The 16,579-nt window shown below is 71.1% G+C and carries 12 protein-coding genes and 4 tRNA genes; 7 read left to right on the forward strand and 9 right to left on the reverse strand.

Going from position 1 to position 16,579, the window contains the following annotated elements:
• Positions 1-320: 320 nt before the first annotated feature.
• The 5 genes from HDC93_RS06195 to HDC93_RS06215 all read right to left on the reverse strand — a co-directional run bounded on the left by HDC93_RS06195 (position 321) and on the right by HDC93_RS06215 (position 4,473).
• Positions 321-1,391, reverse strand: a complete 1,071-nt coding sequence (locus tag HDC93_RS06195; protein ID WP_185008009.1) for an ATP-binding SpoIIE family protein phosphatase — start codon at positions 1,389-1,391, stop codon at positions 321-323.
• Positions 1,391-1,834 (reverse strand): anti-sigma regulatory factor, encoded by a 444-nt coding sequence (locus HDC93_RS06200; RefSeq protein ID WP_185008843.1) that lies wholly within the window; start codon positions 1,832-1,834, stop codon positions 1,391-1,393. Before HDC93_RS06200 ends, HDC93_RS06195 begins: the two co-directional genes overlap by 1 nt.
• A complete protein-coding gene (locus HDC93_RS06205; protein WP_185008012.1) occupies positions 1,834-2,247 on the reverse strand; it encodes an STAS domain-containing protein in 414 nt (137 codons plus the stop codon). The genes HDC93_RS06200 and HDC93_RS06205 overlap by 1 nt, the downstream gene beginning before the upstream one ends.
• Positions 2,244-3,155, reverse strand: a complete 912-nt coding sequence (locus HDC93_RS06210) for an STAS domain-containing protein (RefSeq protein WP_398984005.1) — start codon at positions 3,153-3,155, stop codon at positions 2,244-2,246. The genes HDC93_RS06205 and HDC93_RS06210 overlap by 4 nt, the downstream gene beginning before the upstream one ends.
• Positions 3,156-3,300: 145 nt before the next feature.
• Positions 3,301-4,473: a PP2C family protein-serine/threonine phosphatase gene (locus HDC93_RS06215; RefSeq protein ID WP_311774495.1), complete on the reverse strand. Its 1,173-nt coding sequence runs from the start codon at positions 4,471-4,473 to the stop codon at positions 3,301-3,303.
• Between the two features lie 136 nt (positions 4,474-4,609).
• On the opposite strand from HDC93_RS06215, the gene HDC93_RS06220 reads away from it, so the two are divergent.
• Together HDC93_RS06220 and HDC93_RS06225 are read left to right on the forward strand one after the other, a co-directional pair.
• Positions 4,610-5,104, forward strand: coding sequence for a MarR family transcriptional regulator (locus tag HDC93_RS06220; protein ID WP_185008016.1), 495 nt, complete (start codon positions 4,610-4,612; stop codon positions 5,102-5,104).
• Positions 5,105-5,437: 333 nt separating this feature from the next.
• The gene (locus tag HDC93_RS06225) at positions 5,438-6,298 is read left to right on the forward strand and encodes an RNA polymerase sigma factor SigF (protein WP_185008018.1); all 861 of its coding nucleotides are present in this window, start codon (positions 5,438-5,440) and stop codon (positions 6,296-6,298) included.
• Positions 6,299-6,368: 70 nt separating this feature from the next.
• Here HDC93_RS06225 and HDC93_RS06230 read toward each other — a convergent pair.
• The 4 genes from HDC93_RS06230 to HDC93_RS06245 all read right to left on the reverse strand — a co-directional run bounded on the left by HDC93_RS06230 (position 6,369) and on the right by HDC93_RS06245 (position 10,181).
• Positions 6,369-6,441: transfer RNA gene (locus tag HDC93_RS06230), tRNA-Lys, on the reverse strand.
• Positions 6,442-6,656: 215 nt separating this feature from the next.
• Complete coding sequence (locus HDC93_RS06235) at positions 6,657-8,726, reverse strand: DEAD/DEAH box helicase (RefSeq protein WP_185008020.1); 2,070 nt, start codon at positions 8,724-8,726, stop codon at positions 6,657-6,659.
• Between the two features lie 486 nt (positions 8,727-9,212).
• Complete coding sequence (locus HDC93_RS06240; protein ID WP_185008023.1) at positions 9,213-9,743, reverse strand: hypothetical protein; 531 nt, start codon at positions 9,741-9,743, stop codon at positions 9,213-9,215.
• Positions 9,744-9,830: 87 nt separating this feature from the next.
• Positions 9,831-10,181: a metallopeptidase family protein gene (locus tag HDC93_RS06245; protein ID WP_031108284.1), complete on the reverse strand. Its 351-nt coding sequence runs from the start codon at positions 10,179-10,181 to the stop codon at positions 9,831-9,833.
• 83 nt (positions 10,182-10,264) lie between these two features.
• Between HDC93_RS06245 and HDC93_RS06250 the strand changes: the two genes are divergently transcribed.
• The 5 genes from HDC93_RS06250 to hrpA all read left to right on the forward strand — a co-directional run bounded on the left by HDC93_RS06250 (position 10,265) and on the right by hrpA (position 16,549).
• Positions 10,265-11,839, forward strand: a complete 1,575-nt coding sequence (locus HDC93_RS06250) for a metallophosphoesterase (protein ID WP_185008025.1) — start codon at positions 10,265-10,267, stop codon at positions 11,837-11,839.
• An 80-nt stretch (positions 11,840-11,919) separates the two neighbouring features.
• Positions 11,920-11,992 (forward strand) — tRNA-Glu (locus HDC93_RS06255).
• A 35-nt stretch (positions 11,993-12,027) separates the two neighbouring features.
• Positions 12,028-12,102, forward strand: a tRNA-Asp gene (locus tag HDC93_RS06260).
• 24 nt (positions 12,103-12,126) lie between these two features.
• Positions 12,127-12,200, forward strand: a tRNA-Phe gene (locus HDC93_RS06265).
• Between the two features lie 380 nt (positions 12,201-12,580).
• Entirely contained in the window at positions 12,581-16,549 is a 3,969-nt protein-coding gene (gene hrpA, locus HDC93_RS06270; protein WP_185008027.1) for an ATP-dependent RNA helicase HrpA, read from the forward strand.
• Positions 16,550-16,579: the final 30 nt, after the last annotated feature.

A 16,579-nucleotide genomic window follows, 5' to 3' on the forward strand; every position in this document is an offset into this window, starting at 1 on the left:
CGCCCGGCCGATCTCCGCCGGGCCCTCTACGCCCGGCCGATCTCCGCCCGGATCCTCTACGCCCGGGCCCTCTTCGCCCGGCCCCTCTACGCCCGGGCCCTCTACGCCCGGCCGATCTCCGCCGGGCCCTCTACGCCCGGCCGATCTCCGCCCGGATCCTCTACGCCCGGGCCCTCTTCGCCCGGCCCCTCTACGCCCGGCCCCTCTTCGCCCGGATCCTCTCCGCCCGGCCCCTCTACGCCCGGCCCCTCTACGCCCGGCCCCTCTTCGCCCGGCCCCTCTACGCCCGGCCCCTCTACGCCCGGATCCTCTCCGGCCCCTCACGTCCCCGAGCCGTGGCGGCTCACGCCGCCGGCGGTCAGGACCGCCACGCAGGTGTCGTCCCGTACCGGCCGGGCCGCGCTGCCCGCGTCCCGGAGCACGACCGCGGCCGCCACCGCCGGGTCGCAGCCCGGCAGCACGCCGTCGTCGGGCGGTGTCCAGCGGCTGGGCAGGCCGTCGCTGTGCAGGACCAGCAGGCTGTCCGCATGCCAGGGAAGGCGCTGCACGGGCACGGAGGCCGGGGCCTGCGCGCCCACGATGCCGGGGTGGGACAGCAGCGCCTTCCAGGTGCCGTCGGTCCGTAGCCGGGCGCCGACGTTGCCGATCCCGGCGAAGCTCAACCGCCCGGCGTTCGTATCCAGCTGGGCCACGGCGACGGCCGCGCCCCGGGTGGGCCGCAGAGCCCGGCCCAGACTCCGCAGGATCTCGGCGGGCGGCAGCTCGGCCAGGCCGCGCAGTTCCTTCACCGCGAGGCCGGAGGCCTCGCCGGCCTTCGCACCGTGACCCAGCCCGTCGGCGAGCAGCAGGGTCAGACGGTCGCCGCCGCGCACCCGGCCCCAGGCGTCCCCGGAGTGCTCGGCCCGGCCGAGGGGGACGTTGACGCCCCCGGCGCGCGGGCCCGGCGGGGGCGGCCCCTGGTTGCGGACGGCGGGCTCATGGCCGATCCGGGCCATCACGACGGTGCCCCGGCCGGGTGCGCTGTGCAGATCGAAGTCGTTCGCTATGCGCCGGCACGTGCCGAGCCCGGCGCCGAGCGAGGCGGCGACGGTCGTGGTGTAGCCGTCGCGCATCGCCGCGGCGACGTCCGGGATGCCGGGGCCGTGGTCGATCGAGACGAGCTGCACGGCCGCCCGGCGGCCGTCGTCGTGCCCCCGCTCGACGAGGTTGATCAGGACGCGCCCGCCGTCCGCGTGCCGCAGCAGATTGGTGGCCAGCTCCGTCGCCACGAGCGCGGCGGTGGCGGTGCGGCTCGAGGGCAGGCCGGCGCAGGCACTGGCCTCCTCGGCCGCCACCCGCACGTCCCGCACCCGGGTCGAGTCGTCCACCGGAACATCCCAGACCCTGCTCATCACGGCACCGTCCGCGAAGGTGGTACGACGGTGGCCCAGGCGGTGACGGTGACGGTGGTCCCCTCACCGGGCCGGCTGTCCACCTCGAACTCCTGCACCAGCCGCTTGGCGCCGCTCAGGCCCAGCCCGAGCCCGCCGCCGCTGGTGTAGCCGTCGGTCAGCGCCTGTTCCAGGTCCCGGATGCCGGGCCCGGTGTCGACGAAGTCCAACCGCAGTCCGTGGGACGACCCGGCGTCCAGCGGAGTGATCCGCACATGGCCGCCCCCGCCGTGGACGAGGGTGTTGCGGGCCAGCTCGCTCGCCGCGGTCACGAGTTTGGTCTGCTGCACCAGCCCGAAGCCGAGCTCGGCGGCTGCCTGCCGGACCTGCTGCCGCACCCACGCCAGATCGGCGTCCGAGCCGATCGGCAGGCTGGCCGGACCGGCATGGCGGGAAGTCTGCATCATGGACTCCCCTCACCCCGGCGCGTGGTCACGCCCAGCAGCTCCATGGCACGCTCGACGTCCAGGGCGGTCCGCAGGCCGGGCAGGGTGAGCCCCAGCTCGACCAGGGTGATCGCCACCGCCGGGCGCATCCCGGCCAGTACCGTACGGGCCGCCAGCAGCTTGGCCCCGGCGGCGATCTCGGCGATGACCCTGCCGAGGAAGGAGTCGACGATCTCCACGCCGGAGATGTCGATCACGACCCCGCTCACCCGGCTGTCCGAGATCCGGGTCGTGATGTCCTGCTGGAGCTGCTCCGCCATCCCGTCGTGCAACTCCCCCTGGAGGGTGACCAGCAGCACATCGCCCAGCTGGAGGACCGGCACGGTGAAGCCGTACCCGCCCGCGGGCCCGTGTCCCGCGAAGGCGGTCACCGCGTGCCCGCGTCCGCCGCCGCGCCGGCCGCTCGCAGCGGTGCGATCTCGACCCCCTGCTCGCTCAGCGCGTAGGCGAGCGCGTCGGCCAGGCTCGAGCGGGTGAGCACCGTGCCGAGGTCGATGCCCAGGTGGACGATGGTCTGCGCGATCGCGGGCCGGATGCCCGACACGATGCACTCGGCGCCCATCAGCCGCGCCGCCGCCACGGTCTTCATCAGGTGCTGGGCCACCAGCGAGTCGACCGTGGGCACGCCGGTGATGTCGAGGATCGCGTACCGGGCGCGCTCGGCGACGATCGCGTCCAGCAGGCTCTCCATGACCACCTGGCTGCGCGCGCTGTCCAGGGTCCCGATCAGCGGCACGGCGACGGTGCTGTCCCACAGCTTGATCACCGGGGTCGCCACCTCGTGCAGCTGCTCGCGCTGCCGGGCGATCAGCTCCTCGCCCGCGCTGAGGGTCGTCTCCATCACGACCAGGCGCAGCGTGCCCATGAGCACGGTCAGCGCCACCACGGCCTCCTGGGCCTCGGGGGCGTAGGGCTCGGGGAACTCGGCGCGCAGCAGCTCGATCACCGGCTCGCGCAGCGCGGCCACCTCGGTGGCGACGCCGTCCGGGTCGATGCCCGTACGGGCGCGGGAGGCCGCCATCCGACCCAGTTGGTCGCGCACGGACGCGAACCCGGACGCCCGGATGTCGTCGATTCGCCCGGAGGCCGCCACCGCCGCCAGCGCCGCCGTCACGGCCCTGCCCGCCTCCACCGCCTCGTCCCGGGACACGGTGAAGACCGTGCGGAACAGCGCGGCGTCCGCCCACCGTTGGGCGATCTGCTCCCGACGCCGCTCCAGGAAGGCGCTCACCTGGTATGCGGCCGGCTCCTGTTCCGCGTTCTCTTCCGACACCGACACTTGCATCGCTCCCTTGCACGGGCCGGACCGAGGTCGCGCGACGACGCCTCAGCCATTACTTGCCGTATGACAAACATTAGTGCCGGTGTACGGCACCATCAAACAACTGCCCACGGACGTCCCAGACCTGCGCCTTCCCCGTCCCTCACCGGCCACGCCAGTCCAGACACACCACGAGCGCGTCGTCGTCCGGGGTCGACCGGCCGCGGTGCCCCGTCAGTTCGCGCAGGATGGCCCGGGGCACCTCGGCGGCCGGCAGCAGCCGGGTCGACTGGATCGCCCTGGCCAGAGCGGCGTCCCCATAGGCCTCGCCGACCGGGGAGGCGACGTCGTAGACCCCGTCGCTGACGAAGACCAGCCGGTCGCCCGGCTCCACGTCGAACTCCTGGACCACGTAGTCGGTCTCCTCGAACATGCCGAGCGGCAGCTGGGCGTCGAAGAGCACCCGCTCCACCCCGCCCCGGCGCAGCCGCAGCATCTGCGGCGACCCGGCGTCCACCGCCCGCACCCGCCCGGTGGCCAGGTCGAAGTCGAGCATCAGAACCGAGAGGTAGCAGCGGCCCCGGTAGTGGGCGTACACCGCCTGGTCGGCCAGGGCCGCCTGGTCGTCGATGGACAGCCCGGCCCGGCGCGCGTTGCGCAGGGCGTTGATCGCCAGGTTCGTCAGCAGGGAGGCCTCGATGCCCTCGCCCATGCCGTTGGTGACGTAGAGGCTGAGCCGGTCGGCCGAGGAGGACCAGTCGAAGTTGTCGCCGAAGATCGCGTACGCAGGTTCCAGCTGCGCGCCCAGCTCGTACTCGGGGCGGGCGCAGGAGCGGCCCGGCAGCAGCTGCCACTGCATCTCGGCGGCGAGCGTGAGCCGGTCCCGGCGGCGGGCCTGGAGGTACAGGTCGGTGTCCCGCTCGGCCACGAAGACCTCGTGCCCGAGCACCTCGGCGATCTCGGCCAGCTCGCCCAGGCAGTCCTCGGCGTGCTCGCCGCCGGGCAGGGTCACGGTCAGCACGCCGAGCCGGTCGCCGCGCACGGTGACGGGCAGGTGCGCCCGCACGAGGTCGCCCGAGAGGTCCTCCACGTACGGTTGCTGCGCGCCGAAGGCCCGGCCCGCCGGGCTGTTGTGCACGGACACCGGCTGGAGGGTGTGCGGCAGCACGGCCACGGGCTGAAGCACCGTCAGCCCGTAGTCGGCCATGAAGAGCTCGACGGAGTCCGCCGCGTACTGATCGGTCAGTACACGACGGGCCGCGTCCAGCAGTTGGTGGGGGGCCGCCGTGCGCAGGGCGCGCTCGGCGGCCACGAATCTGCTCGTGATCGTGGTCACGGTGGTCTGTTCACCATCCTCGGTGGGACGCCGACGCGTCCTCGAAACGGGTTCTTGTCCACGGGCCGGGAATGGGGTCCCGGGCGGCTCAGCTCACGCCTAGTACGCTGACGGCCATCCCGGCGCCTGCGAGAGTGTGACTGTGACTTCCCTCCGACCCCGCCCAGAGCCAGCAGAGGTCGCCCGTGTGACCTCCACGGCCGCGGAGTTGCTGGAAGTCCTCTGGGGCCGGGCCTCGACGGCGCCGGCCTCCGCGTCCCAGCTGCGGGTGCTGCTCATCCTCGAACACCACGAGGACATCAACCTGCGCACGCTCGCCGACTCCCTGGCCTCCACACCGCCCTCGACCAGCCGGCTGTGCGATCGGCTGCAGGCGGCCGGGTTCGTCGAGCGCGAGGTGCGTCCGTCCGACCGGCGCGAGGTCCGCCTGCACCTCAGCGGCCGGGGCCGCGCCTTCCTGGCCGACCTGCGGATGCGCCGGGAGCAGGCGCTGGGCGCGGTGCTCGACCAGATGCCCGCGGCGAAGCGGGTCGCGCTGCTGCAGGGGCTGGAGGCGTTCTGCGACGCGGCGGCGGCCCAGATACACGACGACTCCGAAGACTCCCGCTCGTCCGGTACCCGGACTGCCTGAATTACGCGCCGCCCCGCACGGAGTCGTTCCTTCCGGTCTCTTCCCCGAGCACGTTCGGCATGCCTAGGCTGTTGCCCTCCACCTATAGTTGTCAAACGGCAACTGTCCGTTCCGCCAGCCCCTCGGCCTTCTCTCCCGCACTCCACCGCCCGCCCTCCCTGCTCGTACCGTCGCAGTACCGGTCCGGGTACCCCGACACCGCCTCGACCTGCGCCGACTGTGGTCTACATCTCGCCGGGGCATATGCGGGGCATGACCGGGGCGAGCGCGGGTAACGGCGCTGGAGGTGGCCTGTCGGGGGATCGGAGCGGGCCGGAACAAGAGGGAGGGCCCGTGACTGCGACCATGCGCATCGGCACGACGACGGATTCCGCCACCTGCACCGGTGAGGAACTGCCGCAGATCGCCGAGCCCCAGAAGCTCGCCCCGCAGGACGCGCGCGGGCTGACCGGACAGTTCCTCGACCGGCTCGCCGTGCTCGAGGAGGGCACGCCCGAATACCAGTACGCCCGCAACACGCTCATCGAGATGAACATGTCGCTGGTGCGCTTCGCGGCCCGCCGGTTCCGCACCAGCGGCCAGTCGATGGAGGACATCGTCCAGGTCGGCGTCATCGGGCTGATCAAGGCCATCGACCGGTTCGAGGTCTCCCGCGAGGTGCAGTTCACCAGCTTCGCGGTGCCGTACATCATCGGCGAGATCAAGCGGTTCTTCCGTGACACGTCCTGGGCCGTGCACGTGCCGCGCCGCCTTCAGGAAGCCCGTACGGAACTCGCCAAGGCCACCGAGGAACTGGCCTCCCGCCTCGGCCGTGCGCCGAAGGTGGCCGAACTGGCGGCGCTGATGAACCTGTCGGAGGAAGAGGTCGTCGAGGCCCAGATCGCCGCCAACGGCTACCTGTCCTCCTCGCTCGACGCGACGGTCACCGGCGACCCGGACGAGAGCGAGACGACGCTGTCGCAGTTCATCGGCGAGGAGGACCCGGCCCTCGAACTCGTCGAGGACTTCCACGCCCTGGCCCCGCTGGTCGCCGAACTCGACGAACGCCAGCGCCTCATCCTGCACCTGCGCTTCGTGGAGGAACTGACCCAGGCGGAGATCGGCGCCCGGCTCGGCATCTCGCAGATGCACGTCTCCCGGCTCATCTCCCGCACGGTGGCCCGTCTGCGGTCGGGGATGCTGGCCACCGGCTGACCCGCCCCCCCCCCACACACACAACGACAAGAGCCCCGGTCCGGAGACGATCCGAACCGGGGCTTCCTTGTAGGCCCTGTGGGACTCGAACCCACAACCAATGGATTAAAAGTCCACTGCTCTGCCAATTGAGCTAAGGGCCCAGGCGATGTTGCCCCCACGAGCATAGCCGGACGATGCCGAGTCTCCGATCGGGGTATCGGTGTCCCGGCCCTGCCAAAGGGACGAACAGGGCCGATGAGGGCCACGGACCGACCGGTTCGGGCGGGTCCGGGCGGGCCCCGTTGCGCCCGCCGCAACGACGGAGCGCCGTGGCCCGCCCGTTGGGGCGGAGCCACGGCGCTCTCATGCGCTGATGTCAGCCGTTGCGCTTCCAGCGCGGCTTGTCGTCGCGACGCTGGAACGAACCGCCGCCGCGGTGGTCGTCACGACGGCCGGAGGGGCGGTCGTGACCGGAGGAGCGGAAGCCGGGGCGGTCGCCCTGACGGTCGCGGTTGAAGGGGCGGTCGCTGCCACGGTGCCCACCGCGCTCGTCACGACGCTCGAAGGAACGGCCCGGACGGTCGTCGCGGCGGAAGCCGCCACCACGGTTGTCGTCACGACGCTCGAAACCACGGCCACCACGGTCATCACGACGCTCGAAAGAGCGGCCGCCACGGTCGTCACGACGGAAGCCGCCACCACGGTTGTCGTCACGACGCTCGAAACCACGGCCACCACGGTCATCACGACGCTCGAAGGAACGGCCGCCACGGTCGTCACGACGGTCATCGCGACGGAAACCGCCACCACGGTTGTCGTCACGACGCTCGAAACCACGGCCACCACGGTCATCACGACGCTCGAAGGAACGGCCGCCACGGTCGTCACGACGGTCATCGCGACGGAAACCGCCACCACGGTTGTCGTCACGACGCTCGTACGAACGCCCGCCACGGTCGTCACGGTCGACGTCCTGCGCCGCCGGCTGCTCGGGCACGGACACCTCGGCCGCCGCGGCCGCCACCGCGGCCTGGGCCTCGGCCACCGCGGCCTCGGGGTCCTCACCCTGCTCGCGGGCGATCCGGGCGACCAGGCGGTCGGCCTCCTCGCGCAGCTCGTTGGCACGACGCTGCGCCCGCTCCAGCTCCTTGGTGAGCGAGGCGACCTCACGCTCGGCCTGCTGCGCGGCGTTGCCCACGGACTCGGCCTGGACCTCGGTCATCGACCGGGCACCGGTGATCTCGGCGACCTCCGGGTCGAAGGCGCCGGCGCCCTGGATGATGTGGCGCGAGGCGTCGACGCCCGCGTCCTCCATCAGCCGGAAGATCTGACGCCGCTGGTGCGGCAGGGACAGCGAGACGACGGTGCCGGAGCGGCCCGCACGCGCGGTACGGCCGGACCGGTGCAGGTAGTCCTTGTGGTCCCCGGCCGGGTCCACGTTCAGCACCAGGTCGATGCCGTCGACGTGGATGCCGCGGGCGGCGACGTCGGTCGCGACGAGCGCGTTGACGTAGCCCTTCTTGAAGTCCTCCAGCACGCGGGTGCGCGCGCCCTGCGTCATACCGCCGTGCAGCGCGTCGGCCTTCACACCCGAGTCGCACAGCTGCTCGGCGATGCGGTCGGCGCCCAGCTGGGTGCGGACGAAGATGATCGTGCGGCCCTTGCGGGAGGCGATCGCGGCGGTGACCGGCGCCTTGTCCTTGGGCTTCACGATGAGGATGTGGTGCGACATGGTCGTGACGTTGCCCTGGGCGCTGTCGACCTCGTGCGTGACCGGGTTGCTCAGGTAGCGCTTGACCAGCGTGGAGATCTCGTTCTCCATCGTGGCCGAGAACAGCATGCGCTGGCCGCCGGCCGGGACCTGGTCGAGCAGCTCGGTGACCTCGGGCAGGAAGCCCAGGTCGGACATCTGGTCGGCCTCGTCGAGGACGGCGACCTCGACGTTCTCCAGGGAGCAGGCGCCACGGTTGATGATGTCGCGCAGCCGGCCCGGGGTGGCGACGAGGATGTCGACGCCGCGCTCCAGGGCGTAGATCTGGTTGCCCATCGACGTACCGCCGCAGACGACCTTCATCTTCAGGCCGACGACGTCGCCGTACGGCTGGAGGGCGTCCGCGACCTGCATCGCGAGCTCGCGGGTCGGGGTGAGGATGACCGCGCGGGGCTTGTGCTTCTCGGTGCGGCCGCCGGCGAGACGCGCCAGGGTCGGCAGACCGAACGACAGGGTCTTGCCGGAGCCGGTGCGGCCACGGCCGAGGATGTCCTTGCCGGCCAGGGCGTCCGGGATGGTCGCGGCCTGGATCGGGAAGGGGGTGGTCACGCCGTTCTGCGCGAGCTTGCGCACAACGCCTTCGGGGAGACCGAGGTCCGCGAACGTGACCTCGGGGGCGTCCTCGGCCGCCTCGTTCTCGGGCACGACGACGTGATCAGTACTGGCAATGGACATGCGAATGCGAAACCTTCCGGAGTCTCAGTCGGCACGCGCCCGTCAACTCCGTGATTCGCGATTCGCAATACGACCGCCTCAATGCGGTCCACCACGGCAAGGGAGAGTACGCGCCACACGGCGCGCTCTGCAGTGGCGCCGGGCAAGATGGGATCAAACGATCTGCCACCATACGCACTCCGAGCCCCTCAAGGCAAACCGGACTGTCCAGGCGACAGCGGGCCACCGTCCGACGACCGGACAGCGTCCCGGGGGCTCCAACCACCCTCCGGCCGGGATTGTTCCCACCCTCGGAGAAGATTCTCCCGCCCCGCCGACACATCTCCACGACCCGCCGCCCCGCCGACGCATCCTCACGACCGCCGCCCCGCCGACACATCTCCACGACCCGCCGCCCCGCCGACGCATCCTCACGACCGCCGCCCCGCCGACACATCTCCACGGCCCTACGCCGGTCTCCACGGCCCTACGCCGGTCTCCACGGCCCTACGCCGGTGACCCCGCCTCCGGCGCCGGCTCCCGTTGCGCGAGCTGAGGCCCGGGCGGCTCGTGCGCCGACGACGACGGCTCCGGCGTCGGCTCCGGTGACGTCGTCGGCTCCTGCGGCGTCGGCGTGGGCTCCGGTTCGGCCGTGCGGGTGGGCGTCGGCGGAGCGGGCGGCTTCGGCGTGGGACGCGCCGGCTTCCCCGGCTTGTCCCGCCCCGGCACGGTCGGGCTCGCGTCAGCGCTCGGCGACGCCTCGGGGGAAACCGACTCCCCCGCCCGGCCGCCCTTGCCCTTCTTGCCCTTCTTGCCCTTGCCGCGCCCCCGCTCGCCACCCGCCCCGGCCGCACCGAACCCGGCGCCGCCGCCCGACACCGCGGGCCCGCCGTCGGGCGCCTCGCCGCCCCGTTTCCCGGCGGAGTGCGACGGCTTGACGCTCCCACCCGTGTCGTCGCCGACACTCATGCAGCCGGCGGCAGCGGCGACCGCCACGACCGTGGCGGCCAGTCGGACGGGTACGTACAAGGGGCGCACGGGGCCACCTCCGGAAAGGGTGATGGAGTCAACACCTCCAACTCCCGCCGCCCACAAGAGGACACGCGCCCCGCATTCACAACCCGGTCAGCCGTAACCCAGGGCGTGAAGGCGCGCGTCGTCGATGCCGAAGTGGTGGGCGATCTCGTGCACGACGGTGATCTCCGTCTCCGCGACGACATCCTCCCGCGACTCGCACATCCGCAGCGTCGGATTCCGGTAGACGGTGATCCGGTCGGGCAGCACACCGGCGTACCACTCACCCCGGTCGGTCAGCGGAGTCCCCTCGTACAGCCCGAGCAGCTCGGGATCGTCCGACGGCGGCTCGTCCTCCACGAACACCGCGACGTTGTCCATCAGTCGCGTCAACTCCGGCGGAATCCGGTCGAGCGCCTCGGCGACCAGCTCCTCGAACTCCTCACGCGTCATCTCCAGCACAGGCCCATTGTCGGCCACGACCCCGCCGTACGAGAGCCGTACGGCGCCGCATATCCGGCCCCGGACTTGGGCATACGGGATCAATGGCCCGCGTCCCCGCCGCAGTCCTGAGTGTCCTGAACCCGATCCGCAAGGCCCCGCGCGCCCTGGCCCGCCGATATCGCTCCCGCCAGGCACCCGCCACGATCGAGCTCGTGGCGCAGCCGCACCCGTGGACCCGTGCGGTGGGACTCGTGGCCGTGGTCGTCCTCGGCGCCTGGCTGGGGCTGCTGGTCGTGGGCGACGTCCGCGTCCCGGTCGGCCCCATGAACACCACCATGACCCTGCGGCCCTCCTTCACCGGCGGCACCAAAATCAACATCTCGCCGCTGGGGGCCCTCCAGCTGGACAGCCACATCGCACCCGTCCGCCTGGACGTCAACGTCGACCAGCTCGATCCCGACCGCTCCCAGGCCCTCGTGGACCACCCCGAACGCCTCTCGGGGCTCCAGGACGAGGTCGCCGAGGACGTCGGCCGCGGCACCCTCGACCTGGCCGTGCGCTCCGGTGTCGCCGTCGTCGCCGGCGCCACCGCGCTCGGCCTCGCCGTCTACCGCCGCCCGCGCCGCGCCCTGGCCGCCGGCGGCCTCGCCCTCACCCTGCTCGCGGCCTCGGGCGGCACCGCGTACGCCACCTGGCGCCCCGACTCCGTCCTGGAACCCAAGTTCTCCGGCCTGCTCACCTCGGCCCCCTCCCTGGTCGGCAACGCGCGCAACATCGTCTCGGAATTCGACGTCTACCAGAAGGAGTTGGCCCGCCTGGTCACCAATGTGACCAAGCTCTACGACGCCACCTCGACGCTGCCCGCCTACGCGCCCGACCCCTCCACGATCCGGGTGCTGCACGTCTCCGACATCCATCTCAACCCGGCGAGCTGGAAGATCATCGCCTCTCTCGTGGAGCAGTACGAGGTCGACGTCATCGTCGACTCCGGCGACACGATGGACCACGGCACGGCCGCCGAGAACGGCTTCCTGGACCCCATCGAGGACCTCGGGGCCCCCTACGTCTGGGTCCGCGGCAATCACGACTCGATGATCACCCAGCGCTACATGGAGGACCTGAAGAACGTCCACGTCCTGGACGACGGAAGGGCGCAGACGATCAAGGGCCTGCGCTTCGCGGGTATCGGCGACCCCCAGTTCACCCCCGACCGCTCGCAGCGGGTCGGCGCCGAGCAGTCCCAGGAACTGGCCGGCGCCCGCCTGGCCACGGCCCTGCGCGACCAGAGCACCGCCGGCACCCCGGTGGACGTCGCCGTCGCCCACGAGCCCTCCGCCGCCCGCGAGGTCGACGGCGAGGTCCCCCTCGTCCTGGCCGGCCATCTCCACCACGACGAGATGGAGGACCTGCCGTACGGCACCCGGCTCCGCATCGAGGGCTCCACCGGCGGCAGCGGGCTGCGCGCCATCGAGGGCAAGCACCCCGACCCCATCGAGGCGTCGATCCTCTACTTCGACCGCGGCACCCGCCACCTCCAGGCCTGGGACGAGATCGAGCTGGGCGGCCTGGGCCTCACCACGGCCGAGGTCAGCCGTCACCTCCCGAAGGAGAACCAGCCCGGCGCGAGCCAGTCCCCCAGCACCCCGTCCGAGGGCACTTCCTCGCCCTCCCCCTGAACCGTTTTGGCGATAGCTCCCGCCATCCCATATGCTTCTCACGTCCCCGACGCGCTGCGAAGCGCACAGGCGGGCCGATAGCCCTCATCGTCTAGCGGCCTAGGACGCCGCCCTTTCAAGGCGGTAGCACGGGTTCGAATCCCGTTGGGGGCACGCACCACCCTGTGCGACACTGTCGTACGAAGCTTGGTCCTGTGGAGCAGTTTGGAGTGCTCGCCACCCTGTCAAGGTGGAGGCCGCGGGTTCAAATCCCGTCAGGACCGCTGAGGTTTCACGTGAAACCTCGTGGCTGGGTAGCTCAGTTGGTACGAGCGATCGCCTGAAAAGCGATAGGTCGCCGGTTCGACCCCGGCCCCAGCCACAACCGCCCTCACCAGGGCCAGAGCCCCTCTCCCACACGGAGAGGGGCTCTTTCGTGTCCTTCCCGTCCGGACGCGTGAACCCCTCGGGTCGAGTGAGCGGCACCGGGAAGTGCACGTACTCGAAGGAGCGGACGGCCTCGGGCCACGGGGACACCGTCATCCTTCAGATCTGGCGAGGCCCGGACGGGCACGACTGCGCCAAGGGGCTGACCGGGCTGGCGCCAATTCCGGCCAGTCAGCCGGCCGGATCCGGTGCCCGTCACGAAGCCGCCCCTCACCTCCCGTGAGCGGCGGCTTCGTTCTTCCGCGGCCCCGCCCCACCCTCCCGAGACAAAAGCGTTAGCCATCAAATTCGGCGGGATGAGATCCTGGACCGCGTATGTCTACGCACCCTGCCCCCGCCCTCGGCGCCCTCGCCCCCCGCCTGACCGAGCTGTCCCTGCGCGACGCGCACCGGCTCGGGCGCAGGCTCGAAGGTGCGCGCAAGATCCGTAACCCGGAGGCGCGGGCTGCCGTGCTCGCCGAGATCGAGGCGGAGGTCGGCAAGGCCGAGGAACGGATGGCCGGCCGGCGCGCCCTCGTGCCCGAGGTCACCTACCCCGAGCAGCTGCCGGTCAGCCAGAAGAAGGACGAGATCGCCGACGCCATCCGCGACCACCAGGTCGTGATCGTCGCCGGCGAGACCGGCTCCGGCAAGACGACGCAGATCCCGAAGATCTGTCTGGAGCTGGGGCGCGGCGTACGCGGCATGATCGGGCACACCCAGCCCCGCAGGATCGCCGCCCGCACGGTCGCCGAGCGCGTCGCCGAGGAGCTGGACACACCGCTCGGCGAGGCCGTCGGCTGGAAGGTCCGGTTCACCGACCAGGTGAACCAGGACGCGACCTTCGTCAAGCTCATGACGGACGGCATCCTGCTCGCCGAGATCCAGACCGACCGCGAGCTGCGCGCCTACGACACGATCATCATCGACGAGGCCCACGAGCGGTCCCTCAACATCGACTTCCTGCTGGGCTATCTCGCCCAGCTGCTGCCGAAGCGCCCGGACCTCAAGGTCGTCATCACCTCGGCCACGATCGACCCCGAGCGCTTCTCGCGGCATTTCGGCGACGCCCCGATCGTCGAGGTCAGTGGCCGTACGTACCCCGTGGAGGTCCGCTACCGGCCGCTGCTGGAAGAGGACGGCGACGACGCCGACCGCGACCAGATCACCGCGATCACCGATGCCGTGGAGGAGCTCCAGGCAGAGGGCAAGGGCGACATCCTCGTCTTCCTCTCCGGCGAGCGGGAGATCAGGGACACGGCGGACGCGCTCACCAAGAAGAACTACCGCTTCACGGAGATCCTGCCGCTCTACGCCCGGCTCTCCCATGCCGAGCAGCACCGCGTCTTCCAGCCGCACACCGGCCGCAGGATCGTTCTGGCCACGAACGTCGCCGAGACCTCCCTGACCGTGCCGGGCATCAAGTACGTCATCGACCCGGGCTTCGCGCGGATCTCGCGCTACAGCCATCGCACCAAGGTCCAGCGGCTGCCCATCGAACCGGTGTCGCAGGCCAGCGCCAACCAGCGCAAGGGCCGCTGCGGCCGTACGTCGGACGGCGTCTGCATCCGGCTGTACAGCGAGGACGACTTCGAGGCCCGGCCGGAGTTCACGGACGCGGAGATCCTCCGGACGAACCTCGCCTCCGTCATCCTGCAGATGACCGCGGCCGGTCTCGGCGACATCGAGAAGTTCCCCTTCATCGACCCGCCGGACCACCGCAACATCCGCGACGGCGTGCAGCTGCTCCAGGAGCTGAACGCCCTCGACCCGGCGCAGAAGGACCCCCGCAAGCGGCTCACGGACACCGGCCGCAAGCTGGCCCAGCTGCCCGTCGACCCCCGGCTGGCCCGGATGGTCCTGGAGGCGGACAAGAACGGCTGTGTGCGCGAGGTCATGGTCATAGCCGCCGCGCTGTCCATCCAGGATCCGCGCGAACGCCCCGCCGACAAGCAGGCGCAGGCCGACCAGCAGCACGCCCGCTTCAAGGACGAGACCAGCGACTTCCTGGCCTACCTCAACCTCTGGCGCTATCTCCGCGAGCAGCAGAAGGAGCGGGGCTCGTCCTCGTTCCGCCGGATGTGCAAGCAGGAGTACCTCAACTTCCTTCGCATCCGCGAATGGCAGGACATCTACACGCAGTTGCGCACGGTCGCGAAGCAGATGGGCATCCACCTCAACGAGGACGACGCCCCGGACGACCGCATCCATCTCTCCCTCCTGGCCGGCCTGTTGTCGCACATCGGCATGAAGGACGTGAAGGACGCCTCAGGAGAGGGCGGGAGGAGCACGGCGAAGAACGAGTACCTCGGGGCGCGGAACGCGAAGTTCGCGATCTTCCCCGGTTCGGCCCTCTTCAAGAAGCCCCCGCGCTTCGTGATGTCGGCCGAGCTCGTCGAGACGTCCCGCCTCTGGGCCCGCGTCAACGCGAAGATCGAGCCCGAGTGGGTCGAGCCCCTCGCCGCGCACCTCCTCAAGCGCACCTACAGCGAGCCGCACTGGGAGAAGGACCAGGCCGCGGTGATGGCGTACGAGAAGGTCACGCTCTACGGCGTGCCGATCGTGGCGCAGCGGAAGGTCAACTACGGGCGGATCGACCCGGAGATCAGCCGGGAGCTGTTCATCCGGAACGCGCTGGTCGAGGGCGACTGGCGGACGCACCACAAGTTCTTCACGGACAACCGCCGTCTCCTCACCGAGGTCGAGGAGCTGGAGCACCGGGCCCGGCGCCGGGACATCCTGGTCGACGACGAGACGCTGTTCGACTTCTACGACCAGCGGATCCCCGAACACGTCGTCTCCGGTGCCCACTTCGACTCCTGGTGGAAGCACAAGCGGCACGAGCAGCCCGACTTTCTCGACTTCGAGCGCGAGATGCTCATCAACGAGAAGGCGGGTGAGGTCAGCAAGGCCGACTACCCGGACTCGTGGCGGCAGGGGAACCTGACGTTCCGGGTGACGTACCAGTTCGAGCCGGGCGCGGACGCCGACGGCGTGACCGTCCACATCCCGCTGCAGGTCCTCAACCAGGTCACGGACGAGGGCTTCGACTGGCAGATCCCGGGGCTGCGGGAGGAGCTGGTCACGGAGCTGATCCGGTCCCTGCCCAAGCCGATCCGCCGGAACTACGTCCCGGCGCCGAATTTCGCCAAGCGGTTCCTGGACCGGGGCGTCCCTCTCCAGGAGCCCCTCACCGCGACCATGACGCGCGAGCTGAGGCTCATGGTCGGCGTGCCCTTCGAGGCGGACGACTTCGACCTGTCCAAGGTCCCCGACCACTTGAAGGTCACGTTCCGGATCGTCGACGAACGGCGTCGCAAACTGGCCGAGGACAAGGACCTGGAGGCGCTGAAGCTCAGGCTGCGTCCGAAGGCCCGCAAGGCCCTCTCCCAGGCGGCCGCGGCGACGGCCGAGCGCTCGGGCGGCGAGTCCCTGGAGCGCTCGGGCCTGACCGACTGGACGATCGGCACGCTCACCCGCGTCTTCGAGACCCGCCGGGCCGGTCAGCCGGTGAAGGCGTATCCGGCACTGGTCGACGACGGCGACACGGTCTCCGTGCGCCTCTTCGACACGGAGGCGGAGCAGGCGCGGGCCATGTGGAAGGGCACGCGGCGGCTGATCCTGCGCAACATCCCGGTGAACCCGGCGAAGTTCGCCTCGCAGAAGCTGACGAACGCCCAGAAGCTGGCGCTGTCCGCGAATCCGCACGGTTCCATCCAGGCCCTGTTCGACGACTGCGCCATGGCCGCCGCGGACAAGCTGATCGGCGACTTCGGCGGGCCGGCGTGGGACGAGGAGTCGTACCGGAAGCTGTATGACAAGGTGCGCGCCGAGATCGTCGACACGACCGTCCGCACGGTGGGTCAGGTGCAGCAGGTCCTGGCCGCCTGGCAGGCCTGTGAGCGCCGTCTGAAGGCCGTGCGCAGCCCCGCGCTGCTGCCGAACCTCCAGGACGTGCGGGCGCAGCTGGACGCCCTCGTGAAGCCGGGCTTCGTGACCGAGGCGGGGCTGCGGCGCATGCCGGACCTGATGCGCTACCTGGTGGCGGCCGACCGGCGGCTGCAGCAGATGCCGACGAACGTCCAGCGGGACACGACGCGGATGCAGAAGGTCCACGAGATGCAGGACGAGTACGCCTGGCTCCTGGAGCAGCTGCCGCAGGGCCGGCCGGTGCCGTCGTCGGTCCTGGACATCCGCTGGATGATCGAGGAGCTGCGGGTCAGCTACTTCGCCCACGCGTTGGGCACGGCGTACCCCGTCTCCGACAAGCGGATCGTGAAGGCGATCGACGCCGCGGCGCCGTAACGGCACCCGCACGCAGGGTGAGTTCGACCA

Origin of the sequence: Streptomyces sp. AK010, assembly GCF_014207295.1 — a bacterium.
Classification (GTDB): domain Bacteria; phylum Actinomycetota; class Actinomycetes; order Streptomycetales; family Streptomycetaceae; genus Streptomyces; species Streptomyces massasporeus.